Raw genomic sequence first — 15,686 nt, 5'->3', positions numbered from 1 at the left:
GACGAGGGAGAAAGGAAGGAGGAGGGAGGAGGGAGGGGACGGTGGTGTCACGCGAGGCGGTGGAGGGTGGCGAGGACGTCGTCCAGCCAGGCGATCGTCATCCGTTCGTACGCGATTCCGCCGCGCAGCACGACGTGCTGGAGCTCCTGTCCGGCGTCGAGCGGGGCGGGGGCATCGGGTCCGGTGAAGTCACGCAGTTCTCCGGCGAGATAGTGCGCGAGCCGGTCGCTGTGCACCTGGTGGTGCCGTTCGACCTCGTGGATCAGCGCGCCCGGGTCGTCGTAGGCCGCGCCCCGGATCTTCACGGCGAGGTCGTGGCGCAGGCTCTCGGGTTCGATCGGCTCGTGCAGCCACCGGGAGAGGACCTCGCGGCCGGGGCCGGCGACGGAGTACTCCTTCTTGTCGGGCCTGGCCTGCTGCGGCACCTCGCGGACGGTGAGCAGGCCGTCACGCTCCATGCGCCCCAGGACCCGGTAGATCTGCTGGTGCGTGGCGGTCCAGAAGTAGCCGATGGACCGGTCGAACCGCCGGGCCAGTTCGTAGCCCGAGCCGGGCATCTCCAGCAGGGAGACGAGTATCGCGTGGTCGAGCGCCATGCCCCGATCCTTCTATGCAACTCGTTGCATAGACAAGTGCCGACGCCCCGGTGAGACGCGGCTCACCCGCGGGACCCCGGGCGGGTGCGTGGAGCGACGACCATCATGCGATTTGCATATGTTCGCGGATCTGTTGCAGAACCGATACATCTCTCCCCGTCTCCGGGAAGTGAATTTCGGACGGCATCGGAGAAAACTGGTCGGCCGTCAGGCGCCAGGAATCACGACATTTGAAAGCAGGATCTTCATACGTGTCCCATCTGCCGCATCCGAACGCGGAGGTATCACGATGTCCGTCTTCAGGACCGAATTCGAATCCCGTAAAGCCCGACAGGATCACCGACTTGTTCGCCGCCCTGCCGGATTCGACCCCCCTCGCGTCATGCTGCTGCTCTGCCTCTTGACCACGAGTACGCTGGTCGGCCCCGTGCAACCCGCCAACGCGGCCGCACCGTACGGCGTCACGGCAGTGGCCGTGGCCGCCTCCAAGGAGGGCGCACCGTATGCCCGCGGCGCAGCAGGACCAAAACGCTTCGACTGCTCAGGCCTGACGCTCTATTCATTTCGAAGAGCCGGCAGACAGCTGCCCCGTACCGCGGAGCAGCAGTACCAGCACACCTCTCACATTCCCCGCGACAAACGCGCCTTGGGAGATCTCGTGTTCTTTCCCAGGGGCTCGACCGTGGAGCACGTAGGCATCTACGCCGGCCACGACAAGATCTGGCACGCGCCCCGCCCCGGTACCCGGGTGCGACTGGAACGGATCTGGAGCCGGAACGTCCGCTACGGGCGCGCCGGTTGACCCCACGGACAACCGGCGCCGGGGCCGCCGCACCCCCCTCAGGTGCGACGGCCCCGGCGCGCTCACGGACGGCTCCGCCACGCGTTCACGAACGACTCCGCCACGCGCTCACGGACGGCTCCGCCACGCGCTCACGGACTGCTCCACCTACTCCGCGGACACCTTCAGCAGCTTGTTCGGAGTGCCGCTGCTCGGGTTGGTGATCTTCCCCGAAGTCGCCCCCGCCGTCAGGGCCTGCGCGACCTGCGCGGGCGACGCGTCCTTGTGTCCGGCCAGGTAGAGGGCCGCCGCTCCCACCACGTGCGGGGTCGCCATCGAGGTGCCGGAGATGGTCTTCGTGCCGCTGTCACTGTCGTTCCAGGCGGAGGTGATCTCCGAGCCCGGTGCGTAGAGGTCCACGACCGAGCCGAAGTTGGAGAACGACGACTGCGAGTCGTCTGCCGCGCTGGAGGCCACCGTGACGGCCTCCGGGACCCGCGAGGGAGAGCCCTGCCCCGCGTCGGTGGACTCGTTGCCCGCCGCGACGGCGAAGGTGACACCGGCGGCTATCGACCGGCGCACCGCCTCGTCGAGCGCCTCGTCGGCGCCGCCGCCGAGGCTCATGTTGGCGACCGAGGGGCCACTGTGATGCTGCGTCACCCAGTCGATGCCCGCCACGACCTGCTCGGTGGTGCCGGACCCGTTGTCGTCGAGCACACGGACCGCGACGACCTTGGCCTTCTTGGCCACCCCGTGGGAGGTGCCCGCGATGGTCCCGGCAACGTGCGTGCCGTGCCCGTTGCCGTCATCGGCGCTCTGATCGTTGTCCACCGCGTCGAAGCCGTGCGTGGCCCGGCCGCCGAAGTCCTTGTGGCTGATCCGCACGCCGGTGTCGATGACGTAGGCCGTCACGCCCTCACCACCCGCGTCGGGGTACGTGTACTTCTTGTCCCCCGCCGTCTCCTTCTGGTCGATGCGGTCGAGGCCCCAGGACGGGGGATTGTCCTGGGTGCTGTTGATGGAGAACTTCTTGTTCTGGACGACCTTGCCCACGGCCGGGTCGGCGGCGAGGCGCTTGGCATCGGTCTCCGAAAGCCCTGTCGCGGAGAAGCCGTTGATCGCGGACGTGTAGGTGCGCTTCAGCTCGCCGCCGTACTTCTTGGCCAGCGCTCGTTTGTCCGCGTTCTTGTCGAGTATGACGATGTAGCTGCCGCTGAGCGCACCGGGTGCGCCGAGCCCGTACACCGTTCCCTCGGCCGGAGTGTTCGCGCCGGCGAGGGGGGACAACAGCATGCTGACACCGGTTGCAGTGGCGACTCCGGTGGCCACTGCAAGGACCCGGAAACCGCGTGAACGGGTGCGTGCGTGCTTGTGAGTTGACATGAAGAGAGAGCTCCTCGTGTTGACGTGTGGGGCGTCAAGGCGTGTTGCATGAACCCTCCGAAGCAGGAAGATCTCCGGGGGTTCAGCTCGAAACCCTGACCGATTACGGGAGTTGATTCAAGGCCGCCCCGCGCGTCGGCGTTACTCAACAAGGTTTCTTAAAGAGACCTCCGCACCGGCCCCCCACAATGACCACACTCTTCGAACCACCCACACATACACACGACTTCCGGATGCATTCGCGAACACGGGACTGGAGCAACGCGCGTTCGTCGCGCGGACGTGATCTCCCCCAGGCCAGGATGTGCCGCTGGGCGATGCCGACATGGAGTGGTGGAGGGGTGCCACTTCCACCTTTGAGCGCCGCTACGGAAGGAGCGTCAGCCGCCGATGCGGGCGATCAGGAGGGCGACGTCGTCGTCAGCCGCAGCCGGGACGAGGTGGGTGATCAGCGAGTCGCACAGGTGGTCCAGCTGCCGCTGCGGATCCGCGAGCAGTCGCGTCAGTTCGGCCAGCCGCTCGTCGAGGTCAAAGCCGCGGGCTTCGATCAGTCCGTCGGTGTACAGCGCGAGGAGGCTGCCGGGAGCCACCGTGAAGTCGGTGGGCGTGAAGGCGACGCCCCCGACGCCCAGGGGGACGCCGGGCGCGGTGTCCAGGAGCCGGACCGTGCCGTCGGGGAGCACGAGTGCGGGCGGCGGATGCCCGGCCCGGGTGACGGTGCAGTGCCCGGTGGCCGGGTCGCAGACGATGTACAGGAAGGTGGCCAGCATCGGCTCGGCGAGATCGGCGAGGGCGGCTTCCAGCTGGTGCAACAGCCGTACGGGCGAAAGGTCCAGGCGCCCGAGGGCCCGTACCGAGGCGGACAGCCGGCCCATGACCGCGGCCGCGGCGATGCCGTGCCCCATGACGTCGCCGATGAGCAGGGCCACCTTTCCGCCGGCCAGTGCCAGGACGTCGTACCAGTCCCCGCCGACCTCGTTGACGTCGCTCGCGGGGAGGTAGCGGTGGCTGACCTCGATGCCGGGTGGCGCCGTGATGTGCTGGGGAAGCATGCTGCGCTGGAGGATGACGGCGGTCTCGTGCTCACGGTGGTAGAGCCGGGCGTTGTCGATGCTGAGCGCGGCGCGGGCCGTGAGTTCACCGGCGAGCGTGACGTCTTCGGATCCGAAGGGTCCCATCGGGCGCGTGCGGTAGAACGTGGCGACGCCGAGCACGGTCTCGCGGGCCACCAGGGGCGCCATGATGAACGAGTGCACGCCCGCCGCGACCAGTTGCGCGGGTTTCGCCGAGTGCCGGGACGCGGGGGCGATGGCCTGCTCGTCGAGCCGGGCGATCAGGAAGGTCTGCCGGGCCGCGAGGGCCTGGGTGTAGGGGGCCGCCGAGGGGAAGACGAGGGTCCTGCCGAGGGGGGTGAGGATGGCGGTCACCTCGGATCCGGACAGCGGGGCCTTGCCGAGGCGCCGCAGGGCGACCCCACCGGCCAGCCCCATACCGGGCTCGTCCCCGTGCGCCAGCGCGTCCAGGACGTCCACGGTGACGGCATCGGCGAGGCGCGGGACGGCGAGATCGGCGAGTTCCTGCGCGGTGCGCTCCAGGTCGAGACTGGAGCCGACGCGCATGCTGGCCTCACTGAGCATGGCGAGCCTGCGCCGCCCCGCTTCGGCTTCCACGTGGTCGCGCTGCTGCTCGGTGATGTCGACGAGCGAGGCGATGACACCGATCGGCATCCGGGCGGGGTCTTCCACCCGGACGTAGGAACACGACCACACCCGGTCGTGGTCCGGTTCGGCCGGCGTCCGTCCGACACGCCGACGGTCCAGGAGCGGCTGCCCGGTCTCCAGGACCTGCCGCATGGCCTCCTCCATCTCCTGGGCGTTCACCTCCGGGAGGATCTGGGCCAGGCGCCGTCCCACGTGCGCCGACTCCGGCAGGCCGTTCATGGCTTCGAGCGCGGGGTTGACCTGCAGGAACCGCAGTTGTGTGTCGAGGATGGCGATACCGACCGGGGAGCGCTCGAACAGGCCGTCCCACACCGCCGACGACCCGCGGATGCGCCGTGCGGCGTGCGCGTCGGCGGCGAAGACCAGCACCGTTGCCGAACCGTGCTGCCGGTCGGACACCGGAGCGGCCCAGATCTCCACCTCCAGCGGGTGCCCGTCTCGGTGCCAGGCGGTCACCGTGCCCATCACACCGCGCCCGGTGGCCGCGGCTTCCCAGAGCGAGCGGCCCAGACTGCGATCGGCGCCCGGGTGGAGGAGGTCGGAAATGTGGCGCCCCAGCATCTCCGGCGGGGCATGGCCCAGCAACTCCTGCGCGACCTGGTTCCAGCGCACGATCGTCCCGTCGGCGCTGGTGGCCACGAGTGCGACCGGAAGCGCGCCCAGCCATCCACCGGCGGCCTGCGCGGCGCCGCTGATCAGCTCGTCGACCGGTATGTGCTCATTCATCTGGCACCTGTACCCAACGCCGCGGCATCCTCGCCCTGCGTTCCGCGGTCGCGGTCAGGCCCCGAGGTGCTCAGGCGGACCGGCCGGGAACCGAGTCTCCACGCCTCCATCGTCTGCCGGTCTGCGGGACGCCGCCTCCCGTCGGCCCCTCTCACGCCGGCTCTTCGGGCAGCCGGCGCAATACGCGCTGCTCACCGTAGCCGGCCTGGTACCGATCGTCGCCGGGTGCCCGAGCCTGTCGATGTGGGGACGGGTCAGGGGCGCAGCCGCGGAGCGGGTATGTCCGTGTAGAGCGCGTCGAGGACGTCGGCGTGGGCGCGGTGGACGGCTTGGCGCCGGAGTTTGAGGGTGGGGGTGAGTTCGCCGGTCTCCTGGGAGAAGTCGCGGCCGAGGACGGCGAACTTCTTGATCCGGGTGACCCGCGCGTAGCGGCCGTTGACGTCGTCGAGCACCCGCTGGAGCAGCGCCCGTACCTCGGGGTGCCCGGCGAGGATCTCGACATCGGCCGGGAGTCCCCGCTCTCGGGCCCAGGCGAGGATCCGTTCGGCGTCGAGGGTGATGAGCGCCACCGGGTAGGGCCGCCGGTCTCCGTACATCACCGCGTGGGAGATGAAGGGCGACTCGCGCAGGTCGTTCTCCAGGTTCGCCGGTGTGAGGTTCTTGCCGCCGGCCGTGATGATGATGTCCTTCTTGCGGCCGGTGACGGTGACGAAGCCGTCCTCGTCGACCGCGCCCAGGTCTCCGGTGCGCAGCCAGCCGTCGGCGAGGGCTTCCAGCGTGGCCCGCGGGTTGTTCCAGTACCCGGCGAAGACGTGGGGGCCGCGCAGGAGGATCTCCCCGTCCTCGGCGAGGCGGACCTCGCAGCCCGGGACCGGCCTTCCGATGGTGCCGATCCGGGTGGCGTCGACGGTGTTGAGCGTGCCGAGCGACGCGGATTCGCTGAGTCCGTAGCCCTCGTACACGGGCACGCCCGCCGCGTGGAAGAACCGCAGGATGTTCGGTGCGATCGGTGCGGCGCCCGAGACCGCCATCCGCAGCCGCCCGCCGAACAGGGCCCGGACCGGGGCGAACAGCCGCTCCTCGGCCTGTTCGAAGTCCCGGCGCAGCTCGCAGGGCACCGGCTGCCCGGCGGCGCGCAGTCGGCGTACGGCCAGTCCGGTCCGTACCGCCCGGGCGAGCTCCTCGGCCGGCAGCAGGTCGGCGAACCGGGCGTGGACCTTCTCGTAGACACGCGGTACGGCCGGCAGGATCGTGGGGGCGGTCTCCTGACAGTCGGGCACGATCGCCGAGGCGTCGCCGCTGCCGTACGCCACCACGCCGCCGGTGGCGGTGATGCTCAGCTGGATCACCTGGGCGAAGACGTGCGCCAGGGGCAGGAAGAGGTAGGCGGTGTCCTCGGCTCCGGCCACCCGCAGCCGCGCGGTGACCTGACAGCAGGCGACCATGTTGCGGTGGCTGAGCACGCAGCCCTTCGGCTTGCCGGTCGTTCCGGAGGTGTAGATGAGGAGCGCCGGGTCGTCGGGGCGCACGGCTGCGGTACGGCATCGCAGCTCGACCGGGTTGCCGGCTCGGCCCCGGCTGCGCAGCTGGTCCAGCGTGCGGGTCACCGGGTCGGCCGGATCGATGACCAGGACGTGCGCGAGTGCGGGGAGCCCGGCGCGGATGCGTCGGAGCTTCTCCAGCTGGGCGGCGTTCTCGCAGATGACCGCCTTGGCTCCCGAGTCGCCGAGGACCCAGGCGCATTCCTCTGCGGAACTCGAGGGGTAGATCGGCACCACGACGGCGCCGGCCGCGGAGATTCCGTACTGGACTTGCGTGAACTCCGGTCGGGTGTCGGCCAGTACGCAAACCCGGTCGCCGGGCCGCAGTCCGAGGCCGATGAGCCCGAGCCCGATCTCCTGTGCGGCCTCGCCCAGTTCGGCGTGGCTGAGGTCCTGCCAGTGGCCGTCGCGCTTGAACCGCTGGGCGGGCGCGGAGCCGAAGCGTTCGGCGCTGAGGAAGGGAAGTTCGGCGACGGTCCGCGGAAGCATCGACTGGTCGGTGTGCATGGTCACTCCTCCGGTCAGAGCTGTATGGCCTTGGTCTCGAGGAACTCCTCGAGGCCGTGGCGGCCGAGCTCGCGGCCGTTGCCCGACTGCTTGTAGCCGCCGAACGGGGCGACCGGGTTGAAGGCCGCGCCGTTGATGTCGACCTGTCCTGTGCGCAGGCGGCGGGCCAGGTCCGTGGCGCGGGCCGGGTCGGCCGACCACACCGCCCCCGAGAGCCCGTACACCGTGTCGTTCGCGATACGGACCGCCTCGTCCTCGTCGTCGTAGGGCAGGATCGCCAGCACCGGGCCGAAGATCTCCTCCCGGGCGATGGTCATGTCGGGGGTGACCTCGGAGAACACCGTGGGCCGGATGAAGTACCCGTCCTCGAGCGGCAGTGGGTGCGGGCCGCCGGCCACCAGCTTCGCGCCCTCGGCGATGCCGGTCTCGATGTAGCCGCGCACGCGGGCCAGTTGGGCCTGTGAGACGACCGGACCGAGGGTGGTGTCCTCGTCGAAGGGGTCGCCGAGGGTGTACGCGGCGGTGGCGGCCGCGGCGATCGTCTCCGCCTCCGCGAGCCGGTCGCGGGGCACGAGCATCCGGGTGGGTGCGACGCAGGTCTGACCGGAGTTGACGAAGCACTTGCCGACCCCGTGCACCACGGCCGTCCGCAGGTCGGCGTCGTCGAGGATGATGCTCGCCGACTTCCCGCCGAGTTCCAGCGAGACCCGCTTGACGGTGCGCGCGGCGACCTCGCTCACGCGCCGGCCCGCTGTGGTGGAGCCGGTGAAGGACACCATGTCCACGCCGGGGTGTGCGGCGATCGCCTCGCCGACCACCGGCCCGGTGCCGGTGACCACGTTGAACACCCCGGCGGGCAGCCCGGCCTGCTCGATGACCTCGGCGAGGAGGTACGCGGTCAGGGGCGCGACCTCGCTGGGTTTGAGCACGACCGTGCAGCCCGCGGCGAGTGCGGGTGCGACCTTGCCCGCGATCTGGTGCAGCGGGTAGTTCCAGGGGGTGATCGCGCCGACCACGCCGATCGGCTCGCGGACGACCAGCGAGTTGCCGATCTCCTCCTCGAAGTCGTACGCGCGCAGCAGCCCCGGCATCGAGCCGAAGTCCAGCGCGGGCAGACCGGCCTGGATCATCCGGGACTGGGCCAGGGGCATGCCGACCTCCTGGCTGACCAGCACCGCGATCTCCTCGGCGCGGGCGGCCAGACCGTCGGCGACGGCCTGCAGCCGGCGGGCCCGGTCGGCGACGGGGACGGCGGACCAGGTGGCGAAGGCGAGCCGGGCGGCCGCGACGGCCCGGTCCACGTCCGTGGCGTTGCCGTCGGGGACCCGGGCGATCACCTCTTCGGTGGTCGGGTCGATCACGTCGATCGAGCCGCGGCCCGCAGGTTCGACCCATTCGCCCCCGATGTAGTGCCGGTCCTTGACGGTGATCTCGGCGACGAGCGCCATCTCGTTCTCCTCGATTGCTGTGGACTGCATGGGGACCGTCCCCTTCCCGTCAGCTGTGGGCGTTCGGGGCGTCGGCGATCGCCCCGGCGGTCCGCCGGGCCAGCGCCATGATCGTGACCATCGGGTTGGTGCCCGCCGCGGTGGGGAAGGCGCTGCCGTCCCCGATCCACACGCCGGGTGTGTCGTGCAGTTCGCCGTACGGGTTCGCGACGCTGCCGCGCGGGTCGCGGCCCATCCGGCAGCTGCCGGTCTGGTGCGCGCTGAACAACCGCAGGCCACCCGCCCCGAGGGGGAGGCGCCGCACCCGGCGCAGGTAGCCGTCCAGATCGTCGCCGGCCTGCCAAGCCGGCGCGCCCGCGCCGAGGACGTGGATCTCCCGGGCTCCCGCAGCCTCGTGCAACCGGGCCTGCGCCTCGACGGCCTGGTGGGTGGTGCGTACGTCGTTCTCGTCGGTCAGGGCGTAGGACACCACCGGCTCGCCCGCGGGGTCCACGGTGACGCGGCCGTGCCCCCGGTCGCGGAGCAGCCCGATGGAGGTCGCTCCGTGGCGGACCTTGGTCATCAGCCGCTTGTGTTCGGCGGCGGTGGTGAACGGCAGGGCCGAGCCGATGAGCGCCGGCGCGTACTGCACGCCCTCGATCAGGAACCCGTACCCGCCGCCGGCATCGGCGAACTGGTCGCACAGCCCCGCGTGCGGGGCGCCCCACCACGCTCCCTGGTCCTCGTCGTGGACGCCGAACAGCGCGGTGGACGGGTGGAGCCGCAGGTACCGGCCCACGGCCGGGCCGCCGATCCCGGAGCGCAGCAGCAGGGCGGGCGATTCCAGGGCCCCGCCCGCGACGACCACGTGCCGGGCGCGGACGGTGACCCCGGCCCGGCGGCCGGTGTCCGGGTCGGACCAGGTGGCCTCGACCCCCGCCGCCCTGCCGTGCTCGACCAGTACGCGGTCGGCCCTGCAGCGGACGAGCAGGTCCGCTCCGTGCTCCCGGGCGTCCCGCAGGTAGGTCTTGAGCGTGCCCTGCTTCGAGCCCGACTGATCGCCGAAGCCCAGGTACGCCGCGCTCGCGGGGTCGTAGCGGTCGGGGTCGGCATTGCGCACCACCGTCTTGAAGGACCATCCGAGGCGCTCCGCCCCTGCCCGCATGCGCTGCTGCGGGCCGTTGAGGTCCGAGCACCGGTCGGTCGCGGAGATACGGGTGAGCACCGCGTCCAGGTGCCGGTCGAATTCGGGCCCGGCGAGTCCGTCGAGGCCGAGGGTCGCCCACTCCTCGCGGACCCACGGGTGGGTGGGCAGGCAGTTCGTCCAGTTGACGGTCGTCCCGCCGCCGAGACAGGATCCGGCCTGGATCGCCACATTGCCGTCGGCCGTGGTCTGGGGACCGCCACGCCAGTACAGGTTCCGGTAGGCGGTGAGTTCGAGCTGGTCGAAGTCGGCTTCGTCGAAATAGCCGGCCGCCTCCAGCACGACCACCTTCAGGCCCCGGCCGGCCAGCTCACCGGCGATGACGCCGCCGCCCGCGCCGGAGCCGACCACGCAGACGTCCGCCGTGTACGAGACCTCGTCCCGGTCCGGGACCAGGACCTGGAGTCGCGATGGCGCCGCCGGTGGCGCGCTGATCGGGCCCGGGTATCCGAAGACCTCCCAGTTCGGGTTGCGGCCGGTCGCGGGGGCCGGGGAGCCGTAGGTGAGGAAGAGGACCGCGCCCACCAGGCCCTCCACCCCGGCGGCGGCCTGCGTACCCAGCATCGACACGCTGCGCAGGATCTGCTCGCGCGAGCGCTGCGAAACCCGGGTGAGGTCCTGCGCGCCGAGCCCGTCGAGCAGCCGGACCACGCCCGCGCGCCGCTCGGCCGGCATCGCGGTGACGATCCGCTCGAGCGCGGTGTCCACCCCCAGGTCGGAGGCCGTGCGCTGCCAGAAACCGGTGGGATCGTCGGCGCGCTCGATGCGGGGCACGACGGTGTCGCAGACGGCTCGCAGGACGGCGCGCCGCGACTCGGTCAGAGGTGTGGTCATGCGTCGGTGCTCCTTCACGGAGGGAGTTGCCTCCATGAAGCGTTCCACGAACCATCCCGTGATGCAACACTTTCGAAAACGTCTCACACGGGAGCTGACGCTATGATCGTCTCGAAATGAACGATTCGGGGAGGTCGAGCGTGGTGGTCGTAGCGGAGACTCCGCTGTCGCGGCATCTGGCGGCGGGCAAAGTGCCGCGCCGTAGCCCGATGGACGCCTTCGAGCTCGCGCGCCGGCGGTACCTGGCCGGCGATCGCGTGGACATGCAGGACCTCGCCGTCGAACTCGGGATCAGCCGGGCCACGCTCTTCCGCTGGGTCGGCAATCGGGACCAGCTGATCGCCGAGGTCATCTGGTCGCTCACGGAGCCCGCCCTGGACCAGGCCGCGGCCGAAGCGGCCGGTCGGGGAGGCGCCCGTATCGCCGCCATCGTCGAGACCTTCACGCGCGGCATCATCGAGGCCGACTACTTCCACACGTTCGTGTCCCGTGAGCCCGAGGCCACGCTCCGGCTCATGACCACCAGAGCCAGCGTCGTGCAGCGGCGGATCGTCGCGAAGATCCAGTCGTTCCTGCAGGAGGAAGTGGACCGAGGGGCACTCGTCCCCCCCATGGATCTCCCGGACCTCGCCTACGTCATCACCCGCATCGGCGAGTCGTTCGTGTACGCGGATCTGATCACCGGCGACGAACCCGACGCAACGAAACCGGCGGCGGCCGTCGCCGCGCTGCTGCGCTGAACCGGCCCCTCCCGCCTACGCCCGTCCGGGCCCGGCAGGGCCAAATACCCTCGGGTCGGGACTTGTGGCGGGCACGCCGGACGACGGCTTCGGCGAGGCTTGGCCGTGCCGCGGCCCGTGTCGCGCCCCGGGCGGTCATTGCCTCGCCCCCCGGTCTCGCCGTCGAAAGGAACGCCCGCGCGAACCCCCGCACCCCGAGAACGTGACGCGCTGCCGTACGCGCACCGCCTCGAACCTTTCACCGGGGAGATCGAGCGGGAGGGCACGTACGAGTGGCTCCACTTCGACGGCTCCGTCTTCGAGGACGTCCAGGCCGGCAGCGCCCAGTTCGGCGAGTCGACCTTCTCCTCCGCGACCTTCGCCCGCGGCCGCTACCGGCGCTCCCGGTTCGACGACGTGTGGATGCACGCGGTCCGCATGGTCGGCACCGATCTCGCGGAGACCACCTGGCTGGACAGCGAGTGCACCGCGGGCGTCTTCGCCGGCACCGAGATCCACGTCTCCGAGATCCACCGCACCCTCTTCCACCAGTGCAAATTCGACTCGGTCAACCTGCGCGGGGCCACCTTGAAGGACGTGGCGTTCGTCGACTGCCTCCTGCGTGACGTGGACTTCGGCGGGGCGACGCTGACCGGAGTGTCCTTCCCCGGTTCGACCCTGGACACGGCCCGTTTCGACAAGGCCACGGTGACCGGCGTCGACCTGAGCGAGGCCCTCGCCTTGGGCATCGCGTCCGGAATCGAGGCCCTGAAGGGCGCGACGATCAGCGCGGTCCAGCTGCTCGACCTGGCACCCGCTCTGGCACGGCACATCGGCCTCACCGTGAAGGGCCACTGACCCGCGAGCGGGCCGTCGCGGCCGCGCCGGGCCCGTCGTGGCGCCATGACGTCTCTACCTTCAAGACGGACGTGTCCACCATTCGGCCATGGTCTTGCTGAGGCAGGCAACCTTCGGCAAGTATTCCTATCAATCCGATGGGAAAGGTGGGATTCGCAGTGCGGCCCCGCCAGGGCGCTCGTGCCTCCCGGCAACCGACCGAGGCGCCCCAACAACGTTCCGGAGTAGCCCACATGACCACCGCCCTCCCGCACGGTCCCGCTGTCCGGCCGGCCTTCGCGCCACGCCACGGCACCCCGGCCTGTCGGTGACGCCCGTGCCGACGACATCGAGCCCGACCGGTGCCCGGGCCACCGACGCGCAGCGCCGCGCGCTCCTGCGTACCGCTCGCGATGTGGCGGACGACCTCGCCGCGGACGCCATCGCCCGCGACCAGGCGGGCCTGCCGCCGGTCGACGAGACGGCCCGGCTGCGCGAGGCGGGCCTGCTCGCGGCCCTCACCCCGCCCTGGCCCGGCCGCGGGGCGGACTGGCGTACCGGATGCGCCGTCATACGGGCGATCGCCGCGGCGGACAGCTCCGTCGGCGACGTACTCGCCCGCCACTACGTTCACGCGTGGAGCGGACGCTTCTACGCGGGGCATCACGACGCGACCGCCCTCGAGGAGACGTCGGTGCGCGAGCAGTGGCTGTGGACCGGGGCCGTCCGCACTCCCGCGGCGGGCGCCGACACCGACCGACCGGACCTCACGCTGAGGCCGCAGCCGCGCAACACCGGCTACGTCCTGGACGGGCGCCGGTCCGTGGACACGTCGGTGGCCGTCGCCGACCAGATCGTGGTGGACGCCGTCTGCGCCGTGACCGGTGACGCCCTGGTCGTACGGATCCCACCCGGCGCGCGGGGCATGACCATCGAGCCCGCCCACGACCGGCTCGGGCAGCGCGTCGCCGGCGCGGGCGACATCCTCCTCGACCGGGTCGCCGTCACGCCCGAGCAGGTGCTGGGCCGCCGGCCGCACGACGAGGAGTCGACCACGCCCTTCACCGCGCTCGCCGAGCCGGCGCTCCGGCTCGCCCTGTGCCACGTCGGCCTCGGCATCGCCGAGGGCGCCCTCGGCGAAGCGCGTGACCTCAGCAGGGGCGGCCGCGCGTACCGGCCGCCCGGCCAGGACCCGGACCTGTTGCTGACGTACGGGGAGCTCGCCTCCGCCGCCCAGACGGCCACCGCCGTGGTGGACCGGGCGACGGAGGTGATGGCGCAGGCCCTCGACACGGGCCCGCACCTCGACGCCGAAGAACCCGCGGGCGTCGCCGCCCTGGTCGCCACGGCCGAGACCGTGACGTCGAAGGCCGCCCTGCACATCACCGCCCGGGTACTGGAACTCGCCGACGCCCCCGGCCTGGACCGCTTCTGGCGCAACGCGCGCGTCCTGACGGCCCACCGCCCGGCCGCGCACCGCCTGCGCTCCATCGGCGAGCACTACCTCAACAGCTCGCACCGCGTGGTGGCGGCGGCCTTCCACTGACGCGGGACGCCGCTCGGGACGCGGATGCGGATCCGCGCCCGGCGGCCCCGCGCGGCCCGTGGGCGGCGGCCCACCCGTGTCGGACGCGGACCGTGGGCGTACGGGATAATGTGCACATGCGGATCTCAGCCAGGGCGGACTACGCGGTACGTGCCGCACTGCAGCTTGCCGCGTCACAGGATGACGGGCCCCTGAAGGCCGAAGCCATCGCCGACGCCCAGGACATCCCGCACAAGTTCCTCGAAGGCATCCTGAACGACATGCGCCGGGGCGGCCTCGTGCTCAGCCAGCGCGGCGGCAACGGCGGCTATCGGCTGGCCAAGCCCGCCGGGACCATCAGCATCGCGGATGTCATCCGCGTCGTGGACGGACCGCTCGTCTCGGTCCGCGGGGTCCGCCCCCCGGACCTGTCCTACACGGGCCCCGCGGAGTCTCTGCTCCCCCTGTGGATCGCACTGCGGTCCAACGTGCGCGAGATCCTCGACGGTGTGACGCTCGCCGACGTCGCGTCGTCCGACCTGCCCGCGGACGTATCCGCGCTGGCCCACACTCCCGACGCCTGGACCAATCCCTGACACACCTCGCCACCTGCGCGTTCTCACTTGGCGAGATGCTTTCGTCCACAATATGGGCAACCTCTTGGGGCGGACGACGCCTTCTGCCAAGATGCCTACCAACCGGGTAGGAAAACTAGGAATGGGGTGAGGTGGCCATGCGAACACTGCTTTGCGCGGGCCGTCCGGTGCCCCTTCTCACCACCCGCCGGCACATCGACCTGGTCCGTACGTCCAGCGCCATCTGTCAGTCCGCCTGACACGTCCCCGGGGCCAGGCTCCGTGCGCAGCGCACTGCCGCGCGCTCGCCGGCCCGCTCTCCGTCGGCCGGGCGGATCCCTCGGCTGACCTCGCCGCCCCGCACCACCTTCGAGCAGGCCGCGACGTACGGCCGCTCGACATCCGAACTCCGCGCGATGCGCGACACCCTTCCGCTTCCCGGCCCGCGCCGACGGTCCACCACCGACGGCCGGGAGTGGGTGCCGTGCGTGCCGACGGCCCCGCCTCGCGTGACTCCGTACTCCCTGAACACCCACCCCGTGAAAGGACACCCCCGTGTCTGCCGCAAGACCGCTCAACACCCTGCGTGCCATCGCCGTCGCCGCGACCCTTCCCCTGCTGCTCACGGCCTGCGGCTACGGTTCCGAGGCGAAGAAGGAAGACGACAAGACGGCGAACGTCGCCTCCACGGACGGCAAGAAGCTGTCGGCTTCCGAGGTGCGGATCGGGTACTTCCCGAACCTGACGCACGCGACCGCTCTGGTCGGTCTTCAGGAAGGCCTGATCCAGAAGGAGCTGGGCGACACCGCGATCAAGCCGCAGGCCTTCAACGCCGGCCCGTCCGAGATCGAGGCCCTCAACGGCGGCTCTCTCGACATCGGCTTCATCGGCCCCTCGCCCTCGATCAACGGCTACGTCAAGTCCAAGAGCTCCAACCTGCGGATCATCTCCGGCTCCGCCTCCGGCGGCGTCAAGCTCGTCGTGAACCCGGACAAGATCAAGACCCTGGACGACCTCAAGGGCAAGAAGATCGCCACCCCCCAGAAGGGGAACACCCAGGACGTCGCGTTCCTCAACTGGATCTCCGAGAAGGGCTGGACGGTCGACCCCGAGTCCGGCAAGGGCGACGTCTCCGTCGTCCGCTCCGACAACAAGGTCACCCCCGACGCCTTCAAGCAGGGCTCGATCGACGGCGCCTGGGTCCCCGAGCCCACAGCCTCCAAGCTGGTCTCCGACGGCGGCGCGGTCCTCCTCGACGAGCGTGACCTGTGGCCCGAGAAGAAGTTCGTGATCACGAACATCATCGTGTC

13 protein-coding genes are annotated in these 15,686 nt (G+C 71.0%); 7 read left to right on the top strand and 6 right to left on the bottom strand.

Annotated elements, in window-relative coordinates; genetic code table 11:
• Positions 1 to 47 precede the first annotated feature (47 nt).
• Positions 48 to 596 (bottom strand): PadR family transcriptional regulator, encoded by a 549-nt coding sequence (locus tag ACFV9H_RS32620; RefSeq protein WP_385405416.1) that lies wholly within the window; start codon positions 594 to 596, stop codon positions 48 to 50.
• A 382-nt stretch (positions 597 to 978) separates the two neighbouring features.
• On the opposite strand from ACFV9H_RS32620, the gene ACFV9H_RS32615 reads away from it, so the two are divergent.
• Entirely contained in the window at positions 979 to 1,398 is a 420-nt protein-coding gene (locus ACFV9H_RS32615) for a C40 family peptidase (RefSeq protein WP_385405413.1), read from the top strand.
• A gap of 147 nt (positions 1,399 to 1,545) precedes the next feature.
• On the opposite strand, the gene ACFV9H_RS32610 is transcribed toward ACFV9H_RS32615, so the two are convergent.
• From ACFV9H_RS32610 to ACFV9H_RS32590, 5 genes are all read right to left on the bottom strand, one after another.
• Complete coding sequence (locus tag ACFV9H_RS32610) at positions 1,546 to 2,760, bottom strand: S8 family serine peptidase (RefSeq protein WP_385405410.1); 1,215 nt, start codon at positions 2,758 to 2,760, stop codon at positions 1,546 to 1,548.
• 380 nt (positions 2,761 to 3,140) lie between these two features.
• Positions 3,141 to 5,207, bottom strand: coding sequence for a SpoIIE family protein phosphatase (locus tag ACFV9H_RS32605; protein ID WP_385405409.1), 2,067 nt, complete (start codon positions 5,205 to 5,207; stop codon positions 3,141 to 3,143).
• A 254-nt stretch (positions 5,208 to 5,461) separates the two neighbouring features.
• Positions 5,462 to 7,255, bottom strand: coding sequence for an AMP-dependent synthetase/ligase (locus ACFV9H_RS32600; RefSeq protein ID WP_385405406.1), 1,794 nt, complete (start codon positions 7,253 to 7,255; stop codon positions 5,462 to 5,464).
• 14 nt (positions 7,256 to 7,269) lie between these two features.
• Positions 7,270 to 8,685 (bottom strand): aldehyde dehydrogenase family protein, encoded by a 1,416-nt coding sequence (locus ACFV9H_RS32595; protein WP_385405474.1) that lies wholly within the window; start codon positions 8,683 to 8,685, stop codon positions 7,270 to 7,272.
• A gap of 67 nt (positions 8,686 to 8,752) precedes the next feature.
• Complete coding sequence (locus tag ACFV9H_RS32590; RefSeq protein WP_385405404.1) at positions 8,753 to 10,720, bottom strand: GMC family oxidoreductase N-terminal domain-containing protein; 1,968 nt, start codon at positions 10,718 to 10,720, stop codon at positions 8,753 to 8,755.
• A 116-nt stretch (positions 10,721 to 10,836) separates the two neighbouring features.
• Between ACFV9H_RS32590 and ACFV9H_RS32585 the strand changes: the two genes are divergently transcribed.
• The 6 genes from ACFV9H_RS32585 to ACFV9H_RS32560 form a co-directional block, all read left to right on the top strand.
• Positions 10,837 to 11,460 carry a QsdR family transcriptional regulator gene (locus ACFV9H_RS32585; RefSeq protein WP_385405401.1) on the top strand — a complete coding sequence of 208 codons (624 nt, stop codon included), beginning with the start codon at positions 10,837 to 10,839 and terminating at the stop codon, positions 11,458 to 11,460.
• 138 nt (positions 11,461 to 11,598) lie between these two features.
• On the top strand, positions 11,599 to 12,297 hold the full coding sequence (locus ACFV9H_RS32580) for a pentapeptide repeat-containing protein (protein ID WP_385405399.1): 699 nt from the start codon (positions 11,599 to 11,601) through the stop codon (positions 12,295 to 12,297).
• Between the two features lie 316 nt (positions 12,298 to 12,613).
• Positions 12,614 to 13,822, top strand: a complete 1,209-nt coding sequence (locus ACFV9H_RS32575; RefSeq protein WP_385405396.1) for an acyl-CoA dehydrogenase — start codon at positions 12,614 to 12,616, stop codon at positions 13,820 to 13,822.
• Between the two features lie 116 nt (positions 13,823 to 13,938).
• Positions 13,939 to 14,397 carry an RrF2 family transcriptional regulator gene (locus ACFV9H_RS32570; protein ID WP_385405394.1) on the top strand — a complete coding sequence of 153 codons (459 nt, stop codon included), beginning with the start codon at positions 13,939 to 13,941 and terminating at the stop codon, positions 14,395 to 14,397.
• Between the two features lie 137 nt (positions 14,398 to 14,534).
• On the top strand, positions 14,535 to 14,636 hold the full coding sequence (locus ACFV9H_RS32565) for a putative leader peptide (RefSeq protein ID WP_385405391.1): 102 nt from the start codon (positions 14,535 to 14,537) through the stop codon (positions 14,634 to 14,636).
• Between the two features lie 295 nt (positions 14,637 to 14,931).
• Positions 14,932 to 15,686, top strand: a 755-nt coding sequence (locus ACFV9H_RS32560) for an ABC transporter substrate-binding protein (protein ID WP_385405388.1), incomplete at its 3' end; no start/stop codon positions are given.

The organism is Streptomyces sp. NPDC059874 (genome assembly GCF_042731135.1).
Taxonomy (GTDB): Bacteria; Actinomycetota; Actinomycetes; order Streptomycetales; family Streptomycetaceae; genus Streptomyces.
This window is presented reverse-complemented; position numbering and strand designations above follow the sequence as displayed.

Bases quoted from the DNA above. Each gene is read 5' to 3' on its own strand.
- ACFV9H_RS32585 (WP_385405401.1), top strand. From the start codon at position 10,837: ATGAACGATTCGGGGAGGTCGAGCGTGGTGGTCGTAGCGGAGACTCCG.
- ACFV9H_RS32620 (WP_385405416.1), bottom strand. From the start codon at position 596: ATGGCGCTCGACCACGCGATACTCGTCTCCCTGCTGGAGATGCCCGGC.
- ACFV9H_RS32600 (WP_385405406.1), bottom strand. From the start codon at position 7,255: ATGCACACCGACCAGTCGATGCTTCCGCGGACCGTCGCCGAACTTCCC.
- ACFV9H_RS32605 (WP_385405409.1), bottom strand. From the start codon at position 5,207: ATGAATGAGCACATACCGGTCGACGAGCTGATCAGCGGCGCCGCGCAG.
- ACFV9H_RS32565 (WP_385405391.1), top strand. From the start codon at position 14,535: ATGCGAACACTGCTTTGCGCGGGCCGTCCGGTGCCCCTTCTCACCACC.
- ACFV9H_RS32615 (WP_385405413.1), top strand. From the start codon at position 979: ATGCTGCTGCTCTGCCTCTTGACCACGAGTACGCTGGTCGGCCCCGTG.
- ACFV9H_RS32610 (WP_385405410.1), bottom strand. From the start codon at position 2,760: ATGTCAACTCACAAGCACGCACGCACCCGTTCACGCGGTTTCCGGGTC.
- ACFV9H_RS32570 (WP_385405394.1), top strand. From the start codon at position 13,939: ATGCGGATCTCAGCCAGGGCGGACTACGCGGTACGTGCCGCACTGCAG.
- ACFV9H_RS32590 (WP_385405404.1), bottom strand. From the start codon at position 10,720: ATGACCACACCTCTGACCGAGTCGCGGCGCGCCGTCCTGCGAGCCGTC.